Origin of the sequence: Burkholderia sp. Bmkn7 (assembly GCF_041103175.1) — a bacterium.
In the GTDB taxonomy this organism is placed as follows: domain Bacteria; phylum Pseudomonadota; class Gammaproteobacteria; order Burkholderiales; family Burkholderiaceae; genus Burkholderia; species Burkholderia cepacia.
Genome location: NZ_JBGCUH010000002.1, coordinates 206747 through 226636 on the forward strand (window position 1 = coordinate 206747; position 19890 = coordinate 226636).

General features: G+C 68.2%; 24 protein-coding genes. 9 read left to right on the forward strand and 15 right to left on the reverse strand.

The features are described 5' to 3' along the window. Positions 1 to 8 precede the first annotated feature (8 nt). Positions 9 to 830, forward strand: a complete 822-nt coding sequence (locus tag AB3K92_RS06770; protein ID WP_059857119.1) for an IclR family transcriptional regulator — start codon at positions 9 to 11, stop codon at positions 828 to 830. Between the two features lie 153 nt (positions 831 to 983). After that, entirely contained in the window at positions 984 to 1622 is a 639-nt protein-coding gene (locus AB3K92_RS06775; RefSeq protein ID WP_021164301.1) for a 2-hydroxychromene-2-carboxylate isomerase, read from the forward strand. 168 nt (positions 1623 to 1790) lie between these two features. Here the strand turns inward: AB3K92_RS06775 and AB3K92_RS06780 are convergent, their stop codons facing one another. Beyond that, positions 1791 to 2018 (reverse strand): hypothetical protein, encoded by a 228-nt coding sequence (locus AB3K92_RS06780; protein WP_369464710.1) that lies wholly within the window; start codon positions 2016 to 2018, stop codon positions 1791 to 1793. A gap of 90 nt (positions 2019 to 2108) precedes the next feature. Between AB3K92_RS06780 and AB3K92_RS06785 the strand changes: the two genes are divergently transcribed. Continuing rightward, complete coding sequence (locus AB3K92_RS06785; RefSeq protein WP_021164300.1) at positions 2109 to 2801, forward strand: phosphatase PAP2 family protein; 693 nt, start codon at positions 2109 to 2111, stop codon at positions 2799 to 2801. 99 nt (positions 2802 to 2900) lie between these two features. Here AB3K92_RS06785 and AB3K92_RS06790 read toward each other — a convergent pair whose 3' ends face one another. From AB3K92_RS06790 to AB3K92_RS06800, 3 genes are all read right to left on the reverse strand, one after another. Further along, positions 2901 to 3560, reverse strand: a complete 660-nt coding sequence (locus tag AB3K92_RS06790; protein WP_021164299.1) for a glutathione S-transferase family protein — start codon at positions 3558 to 3560, stop codon at positions 2901 to 2903. A 127-nt stretch (positions 3561 to 3687) separates the two neighbouring features. After that, positions 3688 to 4758 (reverse strand): rhodanese-like domain-containing protein, encoded by a 1071-nt coding sequence (locus AB3K92_RS06795; RefSeq protein WP_060074549.1) that lies wholly within the window; start codon positions 4756 to 4758, stop codon positions 3688 to 3690. A gap of 166 nt (positions 4759 to 4924) precedes the next feature. Then, the gene (locus tag AB3K92_RS06800; RefSeq protein WP_059648996.1) at positions 4925 to 5578 is read right to left on the reverse strand and encodes a peroxiredoxin; all 654 of its coding nucleotides are present in this window, start codon (positions 5576 to 5578) and stop codon (positions 4925 to 4927) included. 286 nt (positions 5579 to 5864) lie between these two features. Between AB3K92_RS06800 and AB3K92_RS06805 the strand changes: the two genes are divergently transcribed. Further along, on the forward strand, positions 5865 to 6770 hold the full coding sequence (locus AB3K92_RS06805; RefSeq protein ID WP_059487548.1) for an HTH-type transcriptional regulator ArgP: 906 nt from the start codon (positions 5865 to 5867) through the stop codon (positions 6768 to 6770). Between the two features lie 166 nt (positions 6771 to 6936). Beyond that, positions 6937 to 7149 (forward strand): DUF1059 domain-containing protein, encoded by a 213-nt coding sequence (locus AB3K92_RS06810; protein ID WP_042978387.1) that lies wholly within the window; start codon positions 6937 to 6939, stop codon positions 7147 to 7149. Between the two features lie 114 nt (positions 7150 to 7263). Here the strand turns inward: AB3K92_RS06810 and ltaE are convergent, their stop codons facing one another. The 3 genes from ltaE to AB3K92_RS06825 form a co-directional block, all read right to left on the reverse strand. Beyond that, positions 7264 to 8277: a low-specificity L-threonine aldolase gene (gene ltaE, locus AB3K92_RS06815; RefSeq protein WP_059487550.1), complete on the reverse strand. Its 1014-nt coding sequence runs from the start codon at positions 8275 to 8277 to the stop codon at positions 7264 to 7266. Between the two features lie 165 nt (positions 8278 to 8442). Beyond that, positions 8443 to 8988, reverse strand: a complete 546-nt coding sequence (locus tag AB3K92_RS06820; protein WP_059496236.1) for a YMGG-like glycine zipper-containing protein — start codon at positions 8986 to 8988, stop codon at positions 8443 to 8445. A 13-nt stretch (positions 8989 to 9001) separates the two neighbouring features. Continuing rightward, complete coding sequence (locus AB3K92_RS06825; RefSeq protein WP_369464711.1) at positions 9002 to 9328, reverse strand: hypothetical protein; 327 nt, start codon at positions 9326 to 9328, stop codon at positions 9002 to 9004. 502 nt (positions 9329 to 9830) lie between these two features. On the opposite strand from AB3K92_RS06825, the gene AB3K92_RS06830 reads away from it, so the two are divergent. The 3 genes from AB3K92_RS06830 to AB3K92_RS06840 are packed head-to-tail and all read left to right on the forward strand — an operon-like array spanning position 9831 to position 12455. Continuing rightward, positions 9831 to 11252 carry a cytochrome ubiquinol oxidase subunit I gene (locus AB3K92_RS06830; protein WP_369464712.1) on the forward strand — a complete coding sequence of 474 codons (1422 nt, stop codon included), beginning with the start codon at positions 9831 to 9833 and terminating at the stop codon, positions 11250 to 11252. A 41-nt stretch (positions 11253 to 11293) separates the two neighbouring features. Next, entirely contained in the window at positions 11294 to 12301 is a 1008-nt protein-coding gene (cydB, locus tag AB3K92_RS06835; RefSeq protein WP_021163567.1) for a cytochrome d ubiquinol oxidase subunit II, read from the forward strand. Then, positions 12273 to 12455 carry a hypothetical protein gene (locus AB3K92_RS06840; protein WP_042978028.1) on the forward strand — a complete coding sequence of 61 codons (183 nt, stop codon included), beginning with the start codon at positions 12273 to 12275 and terminating at the stop codon, positions 12453 to 12455. The genes cydB and AB3K92_RS06840 overlap by 29 nt, the downstream gene beginning before the upstream one ends. A 144-nt stretch (positions 12456 to 12599) precedes the next feature. Here the strand turns inward: AB3K92_RS06840 and AB3K92_RS06845 are convergent, their stop codons facing one another. Continuing rightward, complete coding sequence (locus tag AB3K92_RS06845) at positions 12600 to 13295, reverse strand: hypothetical protein (protein WP_048023544.1); 696 nt, start codon at positions 13293 to 13295, stop codon at positions 12600 to 12602. 100 nt (positions 13296 to 13395) lie between these two features. Between AB3K92_RS06845 and AB3K92_RS06850 the strand changes: the two genes are divergently transcribed. Then, positions 13396 to 14301 (forward strand): LysR substrate-binding domain-containing protein, encoded by a 906-nt coding sequence (locus AB3K92_RS06850; RefSeq protein WP_369464713.1) that lies wholly within the window; start codon positions 13396 to 13398, stop codon positions 14299 to 14301. A gap of 21 nt (positions 14302 to 14322) precedes the next feature. Here the strand turns inward: AB3K92_RS06850 and AB3K92_RS06855 are convergent, their stop codons facing one another. From AB3K92_RS06855 to AB3K92_RS06885, 7 genes are all read right to left on the reverse strand, one after another. Next, complete coding sequence (locus AB3K92_RS06855; RefSeq protein WP_048023547.1) at positions 14323 to 14607, reverse strand: helix-turn-helix domain-containing protein; 285 nt, start codon at positions 14605 to 14607, stop codon at positions 14323 to 14325. A gap of 14 nt (positions 14608 to 14621) precedes the next feature. After that, positions 14622 to 15938 (reverse strand): type II toxin-antitoxin system HipA family toxin, encoded by a 1317-nt coding sequence (locus AB3K92_RS06860; RefSeq protein WP_048023549.1) that lies wholly within the window; start codon positions 15936 to 15938, stop codon positions 14622 to 14624. Positions 15939 to 16058: 120 nt separating this feature from the next. Beyond that, positions 16059 to 16253, reverse strand: coding sequence for a YqaE/Pmp3 family membrane protein (locus AB3K92_RS06865; RefSeq protein WP_048023552.1), 195 nt, complete (start codon positions 16251 to 16253; stop codon positions 16059 to 16061). 98 nt (positions 16254 to 16351) lie between these two features. Continuing rightward, positions 16352 to 16807 (reverse strand): TIGR00725 family protein, encoded by a 456-nt coding sequence (locus AB3K92_RS06870; protein WP_224052235.1) that lies wholly within the window; start codon positions 16805 to 16807, stop codon positions 16352 to 16354. Between the two features lie 76 nt (positions 16808 to 16883). Beyond that, positions 16884 to 17714: an ABC transporter permease gene (locus AB3K92_RS06875; protein ID WP_369464714.1), complete on the reverse strand. Its 831-nt coding sequence runs from the start codon at positions 17712 to 17714 to the stop codon at positions 16884 to 16886. A 10-nt stretch (positions 17715 to 17724) separates the two neighbouring features. After that, the gene (locus AB3K92_RS06880; protein WP_048023558.1) at positions 17725 to 18813 is read right to left on the reverse strand and encodes an extracellular solute-binding protein; all 1089 of its coding nucleotides are present in this window, start codon (positions 18811 to 18813) and stop codon (positions 17725 to 17727) included. 26 nt (positions 18814 to 18839) lie between these two features. Continuing rightward, complete coding sequence (locus tag AB3K92_RS06885) at positions 18840 to 19883, reverse strand: ABC transporter ATP-binding protein (RefSeq protein WP_369464715.1); 1044 nt, start codon at positions 19881 to 19883, stop codon at positions 18840 to 18842. Positions 19884 to 19890 lie beyond the last annotated feature (7 nt).

Genomic DNA, 19890 nt, shown 5'->3' on the forward strand with positions numbered 1-19890 from the left:
AGCAGGCAGTGCCTACGACTCACACCGATCACGCCGGCAGCGAGCCCGATTCGCCGGCCGAAGAAGCGTCCAGCGGCGTCGCCGTCCTCGATCGCGCGTTTGCGATCCTCCGCGCCTTCGGGCAAACCGACGACCGGCTGTCGCTCGCGGAGCTGTCGCGCCGCACCGGGCTGTACAAGAGCACGATCCTACGCCTGCTCGCCGCGCTCGAGCATGGCGGCTTCATGCGCAAGCTCGACGACGGCCAGTACGCGATCGGGCACGAGCCGCTGCGGCTCGCCGCGCTGTACCAGCGTTCGTTCCGGGTCGGCCCGGTGGTCGAGCCGCTGCTCGAAACGCTCAGCCGCGAACTCGGCGAAACGGCATCGTTCTACGTGCGCCAGGGCGACATGCGCTCGGTGCTGTACCGGGTCGAGCCCGCCCGCGCGGTGCGCGTGTCGATTCGTGTCGGCGAGGAATTTCCGGTTCGCCAGGGCGCGTCCGGGAAGGTGCTGCTGGCGTTCACCGACACGCAGGATGCGCAATGGCACGACGTGCGCGAACGACTCTGGGCCGCGTCTTACGGCGAGCGCGACCCCGAGACGGCTTCGGCGTCCGTACCCGTGTTCGGTGCGGCCGGCGAGTGTGTGGGCGCGCTGACCGTATCGGGCCCGAAATCGCGGCTCGCCGCCGCACCGGCCATGGCGGCAGCGCTCGCGATGCTGCTGCCGCTCGCGCAGAAGGCGACCGTGGCGCTCGGCGGCGCAGGCGCACGCTACGACGCGGCGGCCGTACGTGACAGCCTCGCGCAGTTCGCGTCGGCAGCAGGCCACGACGACACGGCGTCGTGACCGGCGGCGCGCGCACCGCCACGCAACAGCGCTACAACACAACAACGCAAAAGGCAGCCGCGTGCGACACTGGCCGCCGATGCATGCATCGCGCGCCGCCCGCGGGCGTGCCGCGCGTGCCCCGCCAACCGGACACCCATGAGGGCAGCCACCATGAACGCCGCGCGCACCGCCAGCTGGTATTTCGATTTCGTCTCGCCGTTCGCGTACCTGCAGCAGGAACAGTTCGACCGGTTGCCGGCCGCCGCCGCGTTCGAGCCGCGGCCCATCGTGCTCGGCGCACTGCTCTCACACTGGGGCCAGAAAGCACCGGCCGAGATCGCGGCGAAACGCGTCTTCACCTATCGCCACGCGCAATATCGCGCGGACAAGCTCGGCATTGCATTCCGGATGCCGCCCGCGCACCCGTTCAATCCGATCCGGCCGCTGCGTCTCGCGATCGCGATGGGCAGTTCACCCGACGCGATCCGCCGGATCTTCCGGCATATCTGGCGCGACGGCCAGGACGTGTCGACCCCGGAAGGGTTCGCCGCGCTGTGCGAAGCCGTCGGCTTCCCGGAAGGCGTGACGGCCGTCGAAGCCCAGCCGGTCAAGGACGCGCTGCGCGCGAACACCGACGATGCGATCGCGCACGGCGTATTCGGCGTGCCGACCTTCGAACTCGACGGCGACCTGTTCTGGGGCGAGGATGCGACCGACATGTTCGCCGACTGCGCGACGTCGCGCACGTGGCTCGATTCGCCTGAAGTGCGCCGCATCAGCGCACTGCCCGAAGGCATCCGGCGCGGCTGACGGCGCCGCGGCCGGCCGGCGCTCACGGCGCTCACGGCACGAATCCGGCGCCGCTGAATTTCCGCACCGCACGCACATGGCGGGCAGGCCCACAGGGCTTGCCCGCCTTTTCTTTTATTTTCGATCGGCGCACGCATGACGCCGCGCGACCCGGCAGATTCGCGCGCATCAGGCGCGATAACCGTTCATCCGGCGCAAGATCCACACCGGCCCGCGCGACTGTCCAGTTCTACCGATTATTTTTCCGATGGCCGCGCGCATCGACGCGGAAATATCGGACGATTCCGATCCCCCCGCCACGCGGCACTCGCCCATCCGGCCCCAATCGCACAGCCCCGTTTCATCAGGGGATTCCCGGTATTTTTTCGCATTTTCTTCGAAATAACGGGTGACCATACTTGCCCCCCGTTGCGCTCCGGTGCGAGCGCGCTTCCAGATCCGGCCGGCCGCGCGCAATGCATCGGGCGTCCGCCGGGATCGCACGACATGAACAATTTCGACACCACGATCCAGACCTTCCTCACCCACATCACGTTCGGACCGCTGATGAATCACGCGATCCGCGTGATCGCTGGCCTGTACACGTTCAAGGGCTTCGTGCTCATTCCCGTGCTGTGCTGGCTGTGGTTCCAGCCGGGCCCGAACCGCGAGCGGCAGCGCGAACTGGTCGTCGCGACGATCGCGAGCGGGCTCATTGCGCTCGCGTTCGGCCGGCTGCTCGCCCAGGTGCTGCCGTTCCGCGTGCGGCCGATCTACAACCCCGAACTGCACCTGCACTTCCCGTCGGCAGGGCTGCGCGCGGCCACGCTGCAGGCATGGAGTTCGTTTCCCAGCGATCACGCGATGCTGTGGATGGCGATCGCCACCGGCATCTTCATCATCGCGCGCCGCGTCGGCGTGCTCGCGCTGCTGTATGCGGTCGTGTTCATCTGCGTACCGCGCGCCTATCTCGGCTTCCACTACCCGACCGACCTGATCGCCGGCGCCGCGATCGGCATCGCGATCGCATGGCTGCTGACGCGCGACGCGATCCGCTCGCGCTTCGCGCCGCAGGTGCTGGCGACGATCCGGCGCTTCCCCGCGCCGGCCTATACGCTCGCGTTCCTGCTGTGCTTCGAGCTGATCACGCAGTTCGACGAACTGCTGACGCTCGCGCAGTCGGCCACCCGCACGATGTAACGGGAGACGCCGCGATGCTGCCGCTGCTTTCGTTCCGTCGCCCCGGCACGCGCTGCCGGCCATGCGCGGCGTCGGCGCGACGCGCGACGCCCGCGCCGTTCAGTCGCGATCGGGCGCGCCCAGCGGAAAGAACGGGCGATACGGCCGCGCCTCGTCGACCGCGCGCGCAAACGACGGCCGCGCCAGCAGACGCTTGCGATACGCGATCACGTTCGCGAACGACGGATCGATCCGGTGCGTCCAGTCCGCATAGAACAGGAACGGCGCCGCGCCGCAGTCGGCGAGGCTGAAGCGGTCGCCGGCCGCCCATTCGCGATCGGCCATCTTCCTGTCCAGCCACGCATACGACGTGTCGAGCATCGCGCGCGCATCGGCGACACCGCGCGCATCGCGCTCGGCTTCCGGCCGCAGCGCATCGAACACGACCTTCTGCTGCGGCGTCGACACGTAGTTGTCGAAGAAACGATCCATCGTGCGCACCTCGAGCGCCGCGTGCGGATCGTCGGGCAGCAGCCGCACGGGGCCCGGATGGTTCAGGCCGAGGTACTCGATGATGATGGACGCCTCGATCACGGTGCGGCCGGCATCGACGAGCACCGGAAAGCGCTTCAGCGGCCACAGCGCGGCCAGTTCCTGCATCGGCTTCGGATCGTCGTGCGCGAGCACGCGATACGCGAACGGCGTGCCGTTCTCGTACAGCGCGGTCAGCACCTTCTGGCAGTAGGACGAAAAGGGATGGGCGTAAAGCGTCGGTATCATCGTGCGGTCTCTCCGGGTTTCGGCGCCGCGTCGTGCGGCGCCACGTGATCGGATACCTTGACGACGAACGGCACCCGGCCGTTTCGACAGCGGTCCGGAATTAATTTTTGTCGTGCGACTTGTGCCGTTACGACCGGCCGTCCATCACCACACGCCCCTCGGCACGCCAGCGCAGCATCCCGCCGCCGAGATTGGCGACCGTGTCGAAACCGGCTTTCAGCAGGATCACGGTCGCCTGCGCGGATCGCCCGCCGGCCCGGCACACGGTCACGACCGGCCGGTCGCGCGCGATCTCGCCGGCACGCGCGGCCAGTTCGCCGAGCGGAATCGGCGTCGCGCCGGGCAGATGGCCGAGCGGGCCCGTGAATTCGTCCGGCTCGCGCACGTCGACCACCTGCACCGCCTGCAAATGATCCTCGAGCCATTGCGGATCGATTTCCCAGAACCCCGCGAACGTATAGGCGAGCGGCGCCCAGTCGGGTGCCGCCTGCGCATCGGGCGCGTTCGCGGCGACGCCGCATTGAAGATTCGCCGGCACCGCGACATCGATCTGGCGCGGGTGCGCGAGCCCGAGGTTGCGCATGTAGCCCGCGAAATCGTCTTCGCTCAGATCGCCGCCGAGGCGCGGATTGAAGCGCCGCTCCTCGCCGACGCTCGTCACCGTGAGCCCGCGATAGTCGTGCGCCGGATACAGCAGGCACGCGGCCGGCAGCGTGAAAAGCCGGCCGTGCACCGCGCGATACAGCGCGCGCGGGTCGCCCTGCTGGAAGTCGGTGCGGCCGGTGCCGCGGATCAGCAGGCAATCGCCGGTGAACGCCATCGATTCGTCGTCGAGCACGAGGCTGATGCAGCCGCTCGTGTGGCCGGGCGTCGCGCGCACGGTCAGGTAGCGCGCGCCGAACGCACAGCGGTCGCCGTCGTTCAGGTAACGATCGGCGCCCTGCGCGCCGCTCGCGGCCGAGATCGCGATCGTGCTGCCCGTGCGCTGCTTCAGCAGCCACGCGCCCGTCACGTGATCGGCATGCACGTGCGTGTCGACGGTTGCGACGAGCCGCAGCCCGAGCTCGTCGAGCAGCGCCGCGTCGCGGCGCACCTGCTCGAACACCGGATCGATCAGCAGTGCTTCGCGCGACGCGGGGTCGGCGAGCAGGTACGTGTATGTCGACGATTGCGGGTCGAAGAGTTGCCGGAAGATCATCGCGAAGTCGCTCCGTCGCTGGTTGATGCGCATTGTCCGGCCCGGGCCGCCGCTGCCGCCGCTGCCGCTGCCGCTGCCGCTGCCGCTGCCGCCACTGTCGCCACTGTCGCCGCGCGGGCCGCCCCGTCGTGGTCCTGCACTGCCGGCATCCGGCCGGCACGGCGCGTCAGCGCGGCTGCGTCACGTAACGCAGGTACGGCTTCAGCGTCCGGAAGCCCTGCGGGTACTTCTGCCTGGCCGCATCGTCCGACACCGACGTCGGAATGATGACATCGTCGCCGGGCCGCCAGTTGACCGGCGTCGCCACCGTATGCTGCGCGTTGAGCTGCAACGCGTCGAGCAGGCGCAGCACCTCGTCGAAATTGCGTCCCGCGCTCATCGGATAAACGAGCATCGCCTTGACCTTCTTGTCCGGCCCGATGACGAACACCGAGCGCACGGTCGCGTTGTCGACCGCCGTGCGCGGGCCGCCGCTCGCATTCGGATGAATCATGTCGTACAGCTTCGCGACCTTCAGCTCGTCGTCGCCGATCAGCGGATAGTTGACCGCGTGACCCTGCGTCTCGGCGATATCCGCCACCCACTTCCGGTGATCGCTGACCGGATCGATCGACAGCCCGATGATCTTCGTGTTGCGCTTGTCGAATTCCGGCTTGAGCCCGGCCATGTAGCCGAGTTCGGTCGTGCATACCGGCGTGAAATCCTTCGGATGGGAAAACAGGATCGCCCAATGGTCGCCGATCCATTCATGAAAGCGGATCGTTCCCTCGGTGGTCTCCGCGGTGAAATCGGGCGCGTCCTCGCCTAGTCGAATCGACATGTTCGTCTCCGTCAAATGGAAATCGTCACGACGCCCGCGCCGCGGCTTGCGCGCGACGCGCGATCGTCCGCGCGCGGAGTGCAGGCATGGCACATGCCCGGGTTCCGCGCGTTCATATAGCCTAGTTCAAAATGCGCGCACCACCGGGATGCGGTGTGCGCGATGTCTTGGCCGATTCCGACGACGAATGCGGCACGGCAGCACGATGCGCGCCAACCGGGCGCGCGTGCGGGCTGCCTTACACTAGCGGCTCCTCTCGTCTTACGTTCACAGGAATGCCACCGACATGTCGATGACGATCGATCCGAAGCAGGCCGCCGCACTGCTGGCCGTCGCCGACACGGGCAGCTTCGAGCAGGCGGCCGTGCGCCTGCACGTGACCGCATCGGCCGTCACGCAGCGGGTCCGCGCACTGGAAGCGAGCCTCGGCACGCCGCTCGTGCTGCGCACGCGGCCGTGCCGCCCGACGGTGGCCGGGCAACGCGTGCTGCAGCACTTGCGCCGCGTCGCGCTGCTGCAGGCCGACCTGCAAAGCACGCTCGCGACCGAGCGCGAATCGCCGATCTCGGTCACGATCGCGCTCAATTCCGACAGCCTCGGCACGTGGTTTCTCCCGGCACTGACGTCCGTACTCGCCGGCGAGCGCATCCTGTTCGAGCTGATCGTCGAAGACCAGGACCACACGTTCGCGCTGCTCGAAAGCGGGATGGCGGTGGGCTGCGTGACGACCGAGCCGAAGCCGATGCGCGGCTGTCTCGCGACGCCGCTCGGCACGATGCGCTACCGGCTGCTCGCGGCCGCCGCGTTCGCGGTGCGCTGGTTCCCGCGCGGGCTGAACCGCACGAGCGCGCGCAAGGCGCCCGTCGTCGCGTACTCGCGGCGCGATACGCTGCAGTCGTCGTTCCTGAAGGAGAAATTCGGGCTACCCGAGGGCGCCTACCCGTGCCACTACGTGCCGGGCACCCATTCGCACTTCGCGGCGGTGCGGCATGGCCTCGGCTACGCGATGGTGCCGGAGCCGCTGATCGGCACCGCGCCGCTCGACGCGCAGGGGCTCGTCGATCTCGCGCCCGCGCATCCGACCGACGTCACGCTGTACTGGCACGCGTGGACCGTGCAGTCGCCGACGATGGCGTCGTTGTCGGAACGCGTCGTCGAGGCGGCACGCCGGCTGCTCGCGCCGCTGCCATGACGCGCGGGTGATCGACACCGCCGGGGCGGTGCGCGGCGCGCGGCGCGGTACGCATCGCAGCGAGAAACCCTGCCGCGCCGCCTATACTTTTTCCATCGGCCTCGCGAACGCGCCGCGCGGCCGATCACGCACATCCGGCCGTTCCCTTTCCCGCAAGGAGAACATCATGTCCCGCCGCTATATCGATTGCCGCGAGTTTCCCAGCGCGACGAACTGCTCGGTCGCGATTTCCGCCGACTCCGACAACGAACTGCTGGAGGCCGCCGTGCAGCATGCGGTGCTGGTGCACCAGCACACCGACAGCGCCGAACTGCGCACGCAGCTGAAAACGCTGTTCCGCGACGGCACGCCCCCCGCCGACGCACCCCGGCAAGCGTAATCCGCCGGCTCGCCCGATATCGACAGACGGGTTGCCTCGTCGCCCCCGTCGCCTCTTCGCTCCCTGCTTCGCGCCACCTCGTGCCGGCTCTCCCGCCGGCCGGCGCATTCCCCGTTACGCGCGGCGCTGCGCGAAATACGCGCCGACCGCATCGATGAAGGTATCGATGTCCGCGCGCGACACGTCGCAGTGCGTGACGAAGCGCGACGCGTACAGCATCTGCGTGAGGATCCCGCGCTCCTTGAGCCACGCCTCGAGCGGCGCGCAATCGGCTTCGGGGAATTGGGCGAACACCATGTTCGTCGCGTGCGACAGCACCTTCACCGCGTCGATGCGCGCGAGGCCCGCCGCGAGATGCGCGGCGTTCGCGTGATCGTCCGCGAGCCGTTCGACGTTGTGGTCGAGCGCATACAGGCACGCGGCCGCGAGAATGCCCGACTGCCGCATCGCGCCGCCGAGCACCTTGCGCCAGCGCTGCGCGCGCTCGATCAGCACGCGGTTGCCGACCAGCACCGAGCCGACCGGTGTACCGAGCCCTTTCGAGAAACAGATCGACACGGTGTCGAACGGCGCGCACAGCTCGGCGATCGAACGGCCCGACGCGACGGCGGCGTTGCACACGCGCGCGCCGTCGAGATGCAGCGCCAACCCGCGGCTGCGCGCGAACGCGGTGGCTTCCTGGACATAGCCTTCCGGCAAGACCTGGCCGCCGATCGTGTTTTCGAGCGCGAGCAGGCGCGTGCGGGCAAAGTGATTGTCGATCGGCTTGATCGCCGCGGCGATCTTCGCGAGCGGCAGCGTGCCGTCCGGCGCGTTCTCGATCGGCTGCGGCTGGATGCTGCCCAGCACGGCCGCACCGCCGCCTTCGTACTTGTAGGTGTGCGCGAGCTGGCCGACGATGTACTCGTCGCCGCGTTCGCAATGGGCCATCAGCGCGGCGAGGTTGCTCTGCGTGCCGCTCGGGAAGAACAGGCCGGCTTCCTTGCCGGCCCGCTCGGCCATCACCGCCTGCAGGCGCAGCACGGTCGGGTCGTCACCCCATACGTCGTCGCCGACTTCGGCGGCAGTCATCGCGGCCAGCATTGCCTGGCTCGGACGTGTCACGGTATCGCTGCGTAAATCGATCATCGCTGAGTCCTGGGTAAACGCGGACCGGAACCGATGCGCCCGGCCCTGCCGAAACGAGACTCAGAGTGTACGCAATTCACGCAGCGTGTGTGTGCCGGCGGCCGGCGGGCGACGTATGCACGGCGCACCGGCACGCGATGCGGCACGCTGCCGCCCGGGCCGCCGTCAGTAGCGCGGCGGCGGCGGCTGGACACCCGCCGGCGGCATCGGCGGCGCCGCGCGCGGTGCGCCGCCGTATCCGCCACCGCCGTATCCGCCGCCGCCGCTCATCCCGCCCGGCACCGGCACGCGGTTGCCGGTCGCGTACATGCATTGCAGGTAGCCGTAGTCGTAGCGGCGCTGGATGTCGTAGGCCGAGCCTTGCGCCGCACCGGCACCGACCACACTGCCCGCGAGCAGCCCCGCGCCTGCGCCGACGGCCGCACCCGTGCCGCCGTTGAATGCCGCGCCGGCCGCCGCCCCGAGCGCGGTGCCGACGGCCGCGCTGCCGACCGCGCTCGCGGTCGATGCCTGCCCGGCACTCACGCCGCCCGATTGCTCGAACGCGTATTGACGGCAGTTCGCATCGTCCGCGCGGAACTGGTCGAACGACTTGCCGGTGCCGGGCAGCGCCATCACGCTCGGCCCGGTCGGCATGTACGCGCACGCGCCGAGCAGGCCGGCCAGCGCCAGCGCGGCCGGCACGCGCAGTGGTCGAAACAGGGATTTCATCGTCGCGCCTCCGTCACTGCGGCCGTGCCGGCACCGATCGCCAGCCCGACTTGCAGGTCTTCACATGCGGGTAGTAATGCTTCGACGCGTCGCAGTAGTACCAGACGTTCGCGTCGCCGTCGTCCTGCGGCTGCCCTTTCTCGACGTACTCGGGCGGCGGCCCCGGGTCGACGGGTACCGCGACGACGGGCGGCGGGTAGTAATAAGGCGCAGGGACGATGGGGTAGTAATACGGGTAGCCGGGGCCGATATAGACCCCGACCCGGGCGGCATGCGCCGCGCCGCCCGTCGCGATCGCCACTGCGGCCACCGCGCCCAGTGCGAGCTTCAATCCATTCACGTCACGTTCTCCGGCTGGCGGTTCGTCGATGCGAACCCGACATACCGAACGCTACGCCGCGCGCGATCCGTCATCCATTACGGGCGCGCGCGCCAATGTTGCGCGGCGTTACCGATGTGACAGACCCCATCAACCGCGGCCCGCCGGCACGAGCGCGTGCGTTACGCGATAACGCACCGCAACGGTTCGGCCGCGCGCGGGCGCCGAGCGGGGCGGTGTCGCGCAGCGTTCGCGCCCGCATCGAACCGTTCCGATGACGCGACGCGCCATATTGACGCACGTGCGTCAGACCGCCACGCCGGGGCCGCGCGCGCCGCAAACAGCCTTCTTGATACGAATCAACGATTTACCCCGGAATCGCGAGAGACGGGCTGGACATCTGCGACGAGTTGGCGCATTTCGCGGTGCAACATCGCGGCCCATACTCCAGCCAACCCCGACGCCCGTCCGCCGGGGTCCGCCGGCACCCGCCGGCGGGTATCGTCAGCCTCGGTCAACTGGTATGGACACCGCTCTTTCGGCCCTCGATCTGGCCCGCCTGCAATTCGCGTTCACCGTCTCCTTTCACATCGTCTTTCCGGCGCTGAGCATCGGCCTCGCCAGCTTCATCGCCGTCCTCGAATATCGCTGGCTGAAAACCGGCAAGCAGTACTACAAAACCCTCTGCCTGTTCTGGTCGAAGATCTTCGCGGTCGCGTTCGGGATGGGCGTCGTTTCCGGCGTCGTGATGAGCTACCAGTTCGGCACGAACTGGTCGGGCTTCTCGAGCTTCGCCGGCGCGGTCACCGGGCCGCTGCTGATGTACGAGGTCATGACCGCGTTCTTCCTCGAGGCCGGCTTCCTCGGCATCATGCTGTTCGGCTGGAACCGCGTGAGCCCGCGCGCGCACTTCGGCGCGACGCTGATGGTCGCGATCGGCACGCTGATCTCGACGTTCTGGATTCTCGCGTCGAACAGCTGGATGCAGACGCCGCAGGGTTTCGAGATCGTCGACGGCCGCGTCGTGCCGACCGACTGGTTCGCGATCATCTTCAACCCGTCGTTCCCGTACCGCCTGTTCCACATGGCGATCGCCGCGTTCATCGTCGCCGCGCTGGTGGTGGCCGCGACGGGCGCATGGCACCTGCTGAAGGGCCGTCGCGACAAGGGCGTGAAGAAGATGTTCTCGATGGCGCTGTGGCTGCTGCTCGTGCTCGCACCGCTGCAAGCCGTGATCGGCGACCAGCACGGCATCAACACGCTGAAACACCAGCCCGCGAAGATCGCCGCGATCGAAGGGCTGTGGGAAACCGAGAAGGGCGGCACCGCGCTCAACCTGTTCGGCATCCCGGACATGAAGGCGGAAACGACCCGCTACGCGGTGAAGGTGCCGCACCTCGGCAGCCTGATCCTCACGCACAGCTGGGACGGCGAGATCCGCGGGCTGAAGGACTTCCCGCCGGAAGACCGCCCGAACTCGACGGTCGTGTTCTGGAGCTTCCGGATCATGGTCGGCCTCGGCATCGCGATGATCGGCCTCGCCGCGCTCGCGTGGCTCCTGCGCCGCCGCGGCCGCCTGTATGAATCGAAGTGGTTCCAGCGCTTCGCGCTCGTGATGGGCCCGACCGGCTTCGTATCGCTGCTCGCGGGCTGGGTCACGACCGAAGCGGGCCGCCAGCCGTGGGTCGTGTATGGCGTGATGCGCACCGCGCATGCGGTGTCGCCGCTGTCGGTGCAGCAGGTCAGCCTGTCGATGATGACGTTCGTGATCGTGTACGTCCTCGTGTTCGGCACCGGCGTGTACTACATGCTGAAGCTGATGAAGGCCGGCCCCGCGCTGCCCGACGTGAAGCACGACCCGAAACACGACATGCCCGACACGCGCCCCGATCACACCGCGCGCCGCCCGATGTCGGCCGTCGACGAGCTGATCGAGACCGTCTGAGCCCACCCCGGGTCCACCCCATTCCGCATACGAGAAAACCTATGGACGTCACCGTAATCTGGGCCGCGATCATCGCATTGGGGCTCTTCATGTACGTCGTGCTCGACGGCTTCGACCTCGGCATCGGCATCGTCTTCCCGTTCTTTCCGGACGAGAAGGAACGCGACCTGATGATGAACACGGTCGCGCCCGTGTGGGACGGCAACGAGACGTGGCTCGTGCTCGGCGGCGCCGGGCTGTTCGCGGTGTTCCCGGTCGTCTATTCGACCGTGCTGTCGGCGCTGTACCTGCCGCTGATCTTCATGCTGGTGTGCCTGATCTTCCGCGGCGTGTCGTTCGAGATCCGCGCGAAGGCGCGGCGCACGAAGCAGCTGTGGGATCTGGCGTTCATCGGCGGCTCGGCCGGCGCGACGCTGTTCCAGGGGATCGCGCTCGGCGCGTTCCTGCAGGGCATCAACGTGAAGGACGGCGTGTTCGCGGGCGATGCCTTCGACTGGCTCACGCCGTTCAGCCTGCTGACCGGCCTCGGCCTGATCGTGACCTACGCGCTGCTCGGCTGCTGCTGGCTCGTCGCGAAGACGGAAGGCGACCTGCAGCGGCGCCTCCATCGCGTCGTGTGGCCGCTGACGCTCGTGCTGCTCGGCTTCATCGCAGTCGTCAGCCTGTGGACGCCGCTGCAGGACCCGGCCATCGCGCAGCGCTGGTTCGATTCGGGGCTGTTCTGGCGCCTGCTGCCGGTGCCGTTCCTGGTCGCCGCGTGCGCGGTGTGGATGCGCCGCGCGGTGCGCAACCGGCATGACATGACGCCGTTCGTGCTCGCGCTGGCGCTCGTGCTGCTCGGCTACGTCGGCCTGCTCGTCACGCTGTTCCCGTATGCGATTCCTCAGACGATGACGATCTGGGAAGCCGCGGCACCGCGCTCCAGCCAGACCTTCACACTGGTCGGCGCAGCGGTTATCCTCCCGATCATCATCGCCTACACGACGATGGGTTACTGGGTATTCCGAGGCAAGGTGCGCCATGAAGACCAGCATTACTACCACCACTGATTCCGCCGGGCGCTCCGCCGCCGCGGCCCCCCGGCCGCGGATGCGCGGCTGGATGTGGTTCGTCGTGCTGTGGGCCGGCGGCGTGATCGGCGCCGTCACGCTCGGTTACGCGTTCAAGATCTTCATGAACCTGACGCTGTTTGCGGTGAAGTAGGCCCCTTCCGCGCTGCACGCCGGGGCGCATGCCGGACCCGTTCCGCGCAATCCGCCTCCGGCTCGCCACCGTCGCCACCGGCACGCCGCCGTGGCGATCCTCCTCCCCGGCATTCACGCTTTCACGCGCCGGCGCGCGCCCCGCTCACTGCTCGCACTTCGTCGCGCACATCGCCTTGTCCACTTCCGCGAAAAACGCCTGGTAGTACTCGGGCTCCATGACGGTCTTGGTACGCGAATCGCCGGCGCTGTCCCACACCGTACGATCGAATCGCGCCCGCACGATCGCGACGTGCGCGTCCCGCCCCGCCCGAACCGTCACGATCGCGGTCACGCGTTCATGATCGGGCTTGGTCGGCAGCATCCCGATGCGCGCCTTCAGCGCGCCGCGCAGCAGCTGACGCCACTTCGGGATCAGCGTGTCGCTGCGCCCCGCTTCCACCAGCCCCGAATCGCGATCGACCGTCACCGGCGCATAACCCTGCGCACGCAGCGCGCCGGCCACCGCGTCGAGCACGCGCGCCTGCGTCGCGTCCGCATAGCGGCGGTCGCTGAGCATGCGCAGCGTCTGCTGCTCGGCATCGGTCAGGTCGACTTCGGTCTGGCTCGAGCTGTAGCGCACCAGCGATCCGCCGTCGCCGATCTGCCGCTCGTTGGCGGGTTTCGTCGCGCATCCGGTCAGCGCCGCGAACAGTCCGGCACAGGCGAGCGCCAGCGCGCCGCGGCCGTGCACGGGCGGCACCGCGGCCGGGCGGTTCGTCGCACGACGTGCCGCGCGCCGGACGCGAAGACGGTGGCGAAATCCGGTTGCCCGGGCGTCGGGTGGCGATATGATCGTCATCGGGGCGTTCTCTCCTGTCGGCGCCATGATAGGGAGGCGCCCCGGCCGCCACAAACGACATTTTTTGACCCACTGTGTAGCTTTTCTTCGCGATCTCACGATGCGCCGATTGCCGCCCCTGAACGCGCTGCGCAGCTTCGAAGCTGCCGGCCGCCTGCAGAGCCTCACCCTCGCCGCCGACGAACTGAACGTGACCCAGAGCGCGGTCGCGCAGCAGATCCGCGTGCTCGAATCGTTCTTCGGGCAGAAGCTGTTCGAACGCGACGGGCGCTCGTTGCGGCTCACGCCGCGCGCGCGGCATTACCTCGTCGACGTCGCGAGCTGCCTCGGCCGGCTTGCGCAGGCGACGGGGCAGATGTTCGAACCGGTCGGCGGCCATTCGGTGCGGATCAATGCATCCGTGTCATTCGCGCATGGATGGTTGCTGACGCAACTGGCCGTGTTCCAGGCCGCGCATCCCGACATCGACGTGCAGCTCGTCACGAGCGCCGACATGGAGCGCGACCAGTTCGACGAGACGTGCGACATCGTGATCCGCCGCTATACGCCGGAGCTGCGTCGAAAGGGTTTCGTGTCGCGCCCGCTGCTCGCGAATATCGCGTTACCCGTGTGTGCGCCCGGCCATCCCGCTCTCGAACGGGTACGCGTGCCGGCGGACCTGCGCGATGCGCCGCTGCTCCACTACGCGGGGTTGCCGCAGGCGTGGCAATACTGGTTCCACCAGGCTGGCACCGACGCCACCGAGACGCTGCGCGGGCCGTTCTATCGCGAGTTTTTCCTGTTGGTCCAGGCCGCCGCAAGCGGGCTCGGCGTATGCCTCGCGCCGCGCGCGGTGGTGCGCGACGATCTCGCTCGCGGCCGGCTCATCGCGCTGTTTCCGGAAGTCCACCTGGAAGGGCCGCCGTTTCATTGCCTGTATCGCAACGACGACGATCCGGCGCTGCGCACGTTCATCGACTGGCTGTTCGCGCGGGCCGAGGCGCTGGATGGGCCGCCGCCGCAGTAACCGGCGATAGGCATTACCGGGCTATGCGTTCTGCCGCACCACACCCAGTTTGAGCCCCAGCATGCCAAAGATGCGATTCATCGTCTGTACCGTCCCGTCACTGCGGCCCTGCTCGATATCCTGAATCGTCTTGGTCGACACGCCTGCGAGCTTGGCCATTTCGGCGCTCGTCAGCCGCATCGTCTTCTTCAGATGGCGCACCGATTCACGCAGCGACCATTCGGGGTGCGCCAGCACGTCCTCGATCGCTTGCCGCCTCAGCGCGAGCTGTTCCGGAAGCGACATCGCGTTATAGCGTTTGTCCATGGTGTCGTTCGCGCTCAGCGCAACGCATCCAGTTCACGGGCCAGCCGCTCCAGGCCCGGTTTGAGAAATGCGTGCACATCGGGTTCCAGGCCCAGATCCGCCCCCTGATCGGCGATCTCCTGCAAACGCGGCGCCATTGCACGGAGCCGCGCACGCAATGCGTCACGATCCAGCACGGGTTGCCCCTCTCCCGCGTGCTGCTCGCTCGACCGGACAACCGCATCGAGCACCCGCTCCCAATCCGGCCGACCGCCGTCATTTCCTTCCCACCGAATGCGTCGCGCAATGCCGTCGGGATGCAGATACATCGGTGCAAAGTCGAAAAGCGGCGTCAGCGCAACATGCCCGTCGAAATCGCGTTGCAAGGCGGTGTTTCGCGCGTGATTGTCCTTGTTGCCCAACGCGAGATTGGCGACGTCGCGACACAAGTACTCGGCAACCTCGGTGTGGGGATTCGTGCATTGCCGGACGAGATGCGCACATACCTCGTCGTGACTCGGCACGACACCGAAACCGGCTTTGCCCGTCAACGATGCAATGCTTTCCTGGGCCAACCGGACAACACCGTCGCCGACGCGTGCGCGATCGAACCGCGGGATGAATAACGCCCGATCACGCAGCGTGAGCGGCGCATGCACGCGCAAGCCCAGGCGCTGGGCCAAAGCCATGTAGGGTGCTTCGTGGCGCAGGATCTGTGCAAGACGCTCGTTGGTGCCACGCCCGAACTTGACGATGTAGTGCGCGACCGCTCGCGCGTCGGGCAGCGTGTGATCGAGATAGAGCAGTCCGTCGTCGGCGCGGGTCAGCAACAGCTTCGGCCATTCACCCTGCACGCCCGAGGAGCCTGCAACGAAGAATCCGTGTTCGGCGAGATATTCGCTGAATGCGTCTCCGCGCATGGCCACGTCGTCATCCGTGAAACCTTGCAGCGGCCCCTCGCGCTCGGCAAGCCACTGCGCGGCTTCCTTGATCCGCAGATTGCCGATCGAATTACCGGCTCCCGCCAGCAGCAGTGGCCAGTCGGCACGCTCCTCTGCCGTTTCCGGCAAATCGAGGCGGCGCAACAGTTCCTGGCGGCCGAAACCCTGAGGCAACAAATCGATCAGGAAAACCGGCCAGTGAGACGTCACCAGCGGCTCGAGTTCGACCGGAAACGTGCATGACATCGCGTGCGCGTCACGAACAGACTGATGACGGACGATCCATTCGACGTCGTAACCCGAATAGGCGCGACCGCGCCACCCTTCGTCAGGCTCGCCGAACAGGGTGACGCTGCCGATATCGTGCCAGTTGCCATCGGCATGAAGCTGGATTGTGCAGGAAGCCCTCATTTACGCATAAATCTATACAAATAATGCAGGTAAGCACGCATGAATTATATAAATTTCTGCCAAAATGACAACTGCTTCTGGAAGCTTCTCCTGACGATTCCCGCTACCGCCAGAGCCCGCTCACCGCCGCTCGCGCAACGCCGCGTCGATCTTGCGGTCGGTCTTGTACTGGCTCAGCGCATACACCGACCAGATCGCGGCCGGCAGCCAGCCGATGATCGTGAGTTGCAGGACCAGGCAGATGATCCCGGCGATCGGGCGGCCGATCGTGAAAAACTGGAACCACGGCAGCAGCAGCGCAAGCAGTAGGCGCATGAACAATCCTCTCGGTACGTCGTTGAACGGGTGATACGCAGCCAATATGGCGGGTTGCGCGCGTCAATTCAAGGCCGTGCCCGACGCGCGAGCCGGCGTTACGCCGAATCGGCCAGCCACTGCGCGACGCGCGCGACGAGCGCGTCCGTGTCGTCGAAGCGCTCGACGCCCGCGACCTGTGGCGCACCGCAAATTGTGAATACCGGCTTGCCCCACTGCAACCCGAGCGCGATTTCGGACAGCGTGCCGAGCCCGCCGCCGACTGCGATCAGGCACAGCGACGCACGCGCGACCAGTGCATTGCGCGTGATGCCGAGCCCGGTCGGCAGTGCGACGCTCAGGTACGGATTCGCAAGCGTCGCATCGTCTTCGGGCAACAGCCCGATCGCGCAGCCGCCAGCCGCGTGCGCACCACGCGCGGCGGCCTCCATCACGCCCTGCTTGCCGCCGCCAACCAGCGCAACGCCCGTCGACGCCACCGCGTACGCAATCCGTTCCGCGACCCGCATCTGCTCATCCGTCGCGTCGCGCGGGCCGATCAAGCCGACCGGCATCCGGTGCCGGCGTGCGCTGCGTTGCCGCCGCGCGAGTCGCGCGAGCGCGTCGCGCACCGGCCCGGACCACGCGGATTCAATGACGTCGTTGGCGAACAAGACCTTCCCCTAGTGCCAGAACGCAGGTACAGATGGCCGTCAGCACGATCGACAGCACGGCCGCCTGCGAGAAATCGGTTTGCCCGTCCGACAGCTTCAGATACATCAGCAGCGGCAGGATATTGATCTGCGTACCGGCCAGCGCAAGCGCCGTGCCGTAGGTGCCGAGCGCGATCGCGGTGACGAGGCACCACGCGGACGCGACCGACGGCCACAGTTCGCGCCACGCGACGTCGAGCCACGCGCGCCACGGCCGCGCGCCGAGCGTCAGTGCGGCCTCGAGCGGCCGCCGGTCGAGATTCGCGAGCGCCGGGTAGATCATCAGCGCGACGCGCGGAATCAGGTAGTACGCGTACGCGACCGCGAGCCCCGGCATCGTGTAGATCGCGCCGCCGACCACGGTCGGATCGGCGCCCAGCGCAGCCAGCAGCGTGGTCACGAAGCCCGCGCGGCCGAATGCGAGGATGAAGCCGTACGCGATCACCAGCCCGGAAAACGCGAGCGGCACGCCGAGCAGCGCGAGCGACCAGTGGCGGCGCGCCGGCGACTGCCCGGCCAGTGCGAAAGCGACCGGCACGCCCACGCCGACCGACAGCGTGCCGGCGCCGATCGCCAGCATCAGCGAGCGCGCGATCGCATCGACGACAAGCGGATCGCGCCACACCGCCGTGAACGCGCGACCGCCGTCCGTGCACGCCGCATCGACCAGCGCGGCCAGCGGCAGCACGAAGCACACTGCGAGCAAGGCCGCGGCGGGCAGCGCGCCGAAGCGGCGCAGTACGCCGCGTTCCGTCAAGGAAGCCTGCATCCCGCGCCCCTTACTGGCCGAGCGTGGCCTGCGACCAGAGCTGGTCGACCTCGGCCTTGCGCCCCGCCGCCTTGGCGACATCGAGCGGACGCACCTGCGGCGCGTTCGGCAGCTTCGCCGCGACCTCCGGTGCGACCGGCGTGCCGGGCACCGCCGGGCGCACATAGCCTTGCGCGAACAGCGCCTGCCCGACGTCGCTCATCACGAGGTTGAGCCAGAGCTGCGCGGCGGACGGGTTCGGGCCGTTCTTCACGAGACTCATCGCATACGGCGCCGACACGCTGCCGTCCTGCGGAATCACCACGTCGGCCGCGTCGCCCATGCCATCCGCGTACTTCGCCTTGAGGCCGTCGTTCTCGTAGCCGATCAGGATCGGAATCTCGCCCTTCACGAACTTCGCGTACGGCGTCGTGCCCTCGACGCGCAGCACGTTGCCGGCCTGCTTCAGCTTGCCGAAAAAGTCGGCGCCCGGTTTCGGGTTGTCGACGCTGCCGCCGTTCGCATACGCGGCCGCGAACACCGCGACCTGGCCCTGCCCGGTCGAACGCGGGTCGAGATAGACCACCGCGTTGCGATACTCGGGCTTCAGCAAATCGGACCAGCGCTGCGGCACGTTCTTGACGAGCTTCCGGTTGACGAGGAACGCGATGTTCAGCGAATGCACGGCGAACCAGCGGCCGTCCGCCGAGCGGAACACGCCCGGCAGCTTGTCGAAGTTGACCGGCCGGAACGGCGCGACGACGTCCTTGCCCGCGGCATCGAGCGCCGACGCCGCGAAGTAGTACGCGGTATCGGCCTGCGGACGGCGGCGCGACTTGTCGAGCGCAACGACGGTCGCGGCCGAGCCGATGTCGTTGTATGTGATCTCGACCTTCGGGTAGCGCTTGCGGAATTCGGCGAACAGCGCCTTCCAGTTCGCCCACTCGGGGCCGGTATCGAACGACACGACGAGCCCTTCGTCGGCCGCCTTCGCGTACAGCGCGTCTTCGCCCGGATACAGTGGCGCGGCCTGCGCCGCCGCGCAAGAGAGCGCCGCGAGCGCGCACAGCGCCAGCACGCGGGCGCGCATGGCCTTCACAAGGGGGGAGCCTGCAAGCATCGTGAATCTCCGTTGAACGAAAGAAATCAGTGCGCGTCCGGCGATGCCGGCAACACGAGCAGATGACGCGGTTCGATCGCGATGCTGTGCGCGGCGGGCTCGCGCCCCTCGCACAGCAGCACGTCGGCCGAGCCGTCCGGCATGAAGTCATAGCGCTGCGTCGCGCCGAAATAACGCACCTCTCCGCATCGGCCTTCGATGCGATTCGTGCTCTGCATCGGCGGATCGGCCTGCACATGCTCGGGCCGCACCAGCACCGCGATTTCCTCGCCCGGTCGATGCGCTCCCGTTTCCGCGCGCAGCGTCGCGAAACGCACGTCGATTTCGCCGTGCGCGAGCACCCGCCCGCGCAGCAGCGTCGAATGCCCGACGAAACGCGCGACCTGCGCGGTAGCCGGACGCTCGTACAGGTCGCGCGGCGTGCCGGCCTGGAGCACGCGACCGCCGTCGACGATCGCGACGCGGTCGGCCATGCTCAGCGCTTCGTCCTGGTCGTGCGTGACGAACAGCGTCGTCGCGCCGCACGCGCGCTGCAGCGCACGGATCTCGTCGCGCAGCTGATGGCGGATGCCCGCATCGAGCGCCGCCAACGGCTCGTCGAGCAGCAGCAGCTTCGGCTCGATCACGAGCGCCCGAGCAAGCGCGACGCGCTGCTGCTGGCCGCCGGACAGCATCGCGACGCCGCACGTCGCATGGGCCGACAGCCCGACGCGCTCGAGCATGTCGAGCGCGCGCCAGCGCCGCAGGTCGGCCGCCACGCCGCGCATCTTCAGCCCGTACGCGACGTTGTCGACGACCGACAGGTTCGGGAACAGCGCGTAGTGCTGGAACACCATTCCCACTTCGCGCCGCCACACCGGCACGCCGGCCACGTCGCCGCCGCCGATCGCGATGCGGCCGCGCCAGCCGTCGAGCAGCCCGGCCGCGAGCCTCAGCAGCGTGGATTTTCCGGACCCGCTGCGCCCCATCACCGCGAGCAGTTCACCCTGCGCGGCGGACAGCGTGACGTCGTCGACGCCGTGACGGGCGCCCGGATACTGGAAGCTGACGTGTTCGAATTCGAGACTCATGGATGAC

Coding starts and splice junctions, on each gene's coding strand:
- AB3K92_RS06775 (WP_021164301.1), top strand. CDS start 984: ATGAACGCCGCGCGCACCGCCAGCTGGTATTTCGATTTCGTCTCGCCG.
- AB3K92_RS06780 (WP_369464710.1), bottom strand. CDS start 2,018: ATGGTCACCCGTTATTTCGAAGAAAATGCGAAAAAATACCGGGAATCC.
- AB3K92_RS06785 (WP_021164300.1), top strand. CDS start 2,109: ATGAACAATTTCGACACCACGATCCAGACCTTCCTCACCCACATCACG.
- AB3K92_RS06790 (WP_021164299.1), bottom strand. CDS start 3,560: ATGATACCGACGCTTTACGCCCATCCCTTTTCGTCCTACTGCCAGAAG.
- AB3K92_RS06795 (WP_060074549.1), bottom strand. CDS start 4,758: ATGATCTTCCGGCAACTCTTCGACCCGCAATCGTCGACATACACGTAC.
- AB3K92_RS06800 (WP_059648996.1), bottom strand. CDS start 5,578: ATGTCGATTCGACTAGGCGAGGACGCGCCCGATTTCACCGCGGAGACC.
- AB3K92_RS06805 (WP_059487548.1), top strand. CDS start 5,865: ATGTCGATGACGATCGATCCGAAGCAGGCCGCCGCACTGCTGGCCGTC.
- AB3K92_RS06810 (WP_042978387.1), top strand. CDS start 6,937: ATGTCCCGCCGCTATATCGATTGCCGCGAGTTTCCCAGCGCGACGAAC.
- ltaE (WP_059487550.1), bottom strand. CDS start 8,277: ATGATCGATTTACGCAGCGATACCGTGACACGTCCGAGCCAGGCAATG.
- AB3K92_RS06820 (WP_059496236.1), bottom strand. CDS start 8,988: ATGAAATCCCTGTTTCGACCACTGCGCGTGCCGGCCGCGCTGGCGCTG.
- AB3K92_RS06830 (WP_369464712.1), top strand. CDS start 9,831: ATGGACACCGCTCTTTCGGCCCTCGATCTGGCCCGCCTGCAATTCGCG.
- cydB (WP_021163567.1), top strand. CDS start 11,294: ATGGACGTCACCGTAATCTGGGCCGCGATCATCGCATTGGGGCTCTTC.
- AB3K92_RS06840 (WP_042978028.1), top strand. CDS start 12,273: ATGAAGACCAGCATTACTACCACCACTGATTCCGCCGGGCGCTCCGCC.
- AB3K92_RS06845 (WP_048023544.1), bottom strand. CDS start 13,295: ATGACGATCATATCGCCACCCGACGCCCGGGCAACCGGATTTCGCCAC.
- AB3K92_RS06850 (WP_369464713.1), top strand. CDS start 13,396: ATGCGCCGATTGCCGCCCCTGAACGCGCTGCGCAGCTTCGAAGCTGCC.
- AB3K92_RS06855 (WP_048023547.1), bottom strand. CDS start 14,607: ATGGACAAACGCTATAACGCGATGTCGCTTCCGGAACAGCTCGCGCTG.
- AB3K92_RS06860 (WP_048023549.1), bottom strand. CDS start 15,938: ATGAGGGCTTCCTGCACAATCCAGCTTCATGCCGATGGCAACTGGCAC.
- AB3K92_RS06865 (WP_048023552.1), bottom strand. CDS start 16,253: ATGCGCCTACTGCTTGCGCTGCTGCTGCCGTGGTTCCAGTTTTTCACG.
- AB3K92_RS06870 (WP_224052235.1), bottom strand. CDS start 16,807: ATGCCGGTCGGCTTGATCGGCCCGCGCGACGCGACGGATGAGCAGATG.
- AB3K92_RS06875 (WP_369464714.1), bottom strand. CDS start 17,714: ATGCAGGCTTCCTTGACGGAACGCGGCGTACTGCGCCGCTTCGGCGCG.
- AB3K92_RS06880 (WP_048023558.1), bottom strand. CDS start 18,813: ATGCTTGCAGGCTCCCCCCTTGTGAAGGCCATGCGCGCCCGCGTGCTG.
- AB3K92_RS06885 (WP_369464715.1), bottom strand. CDS start 19,883: ATGAGTCTCGAATTCGAACACGTCAGCTTCCAGTATCCGGGCGCCCGT.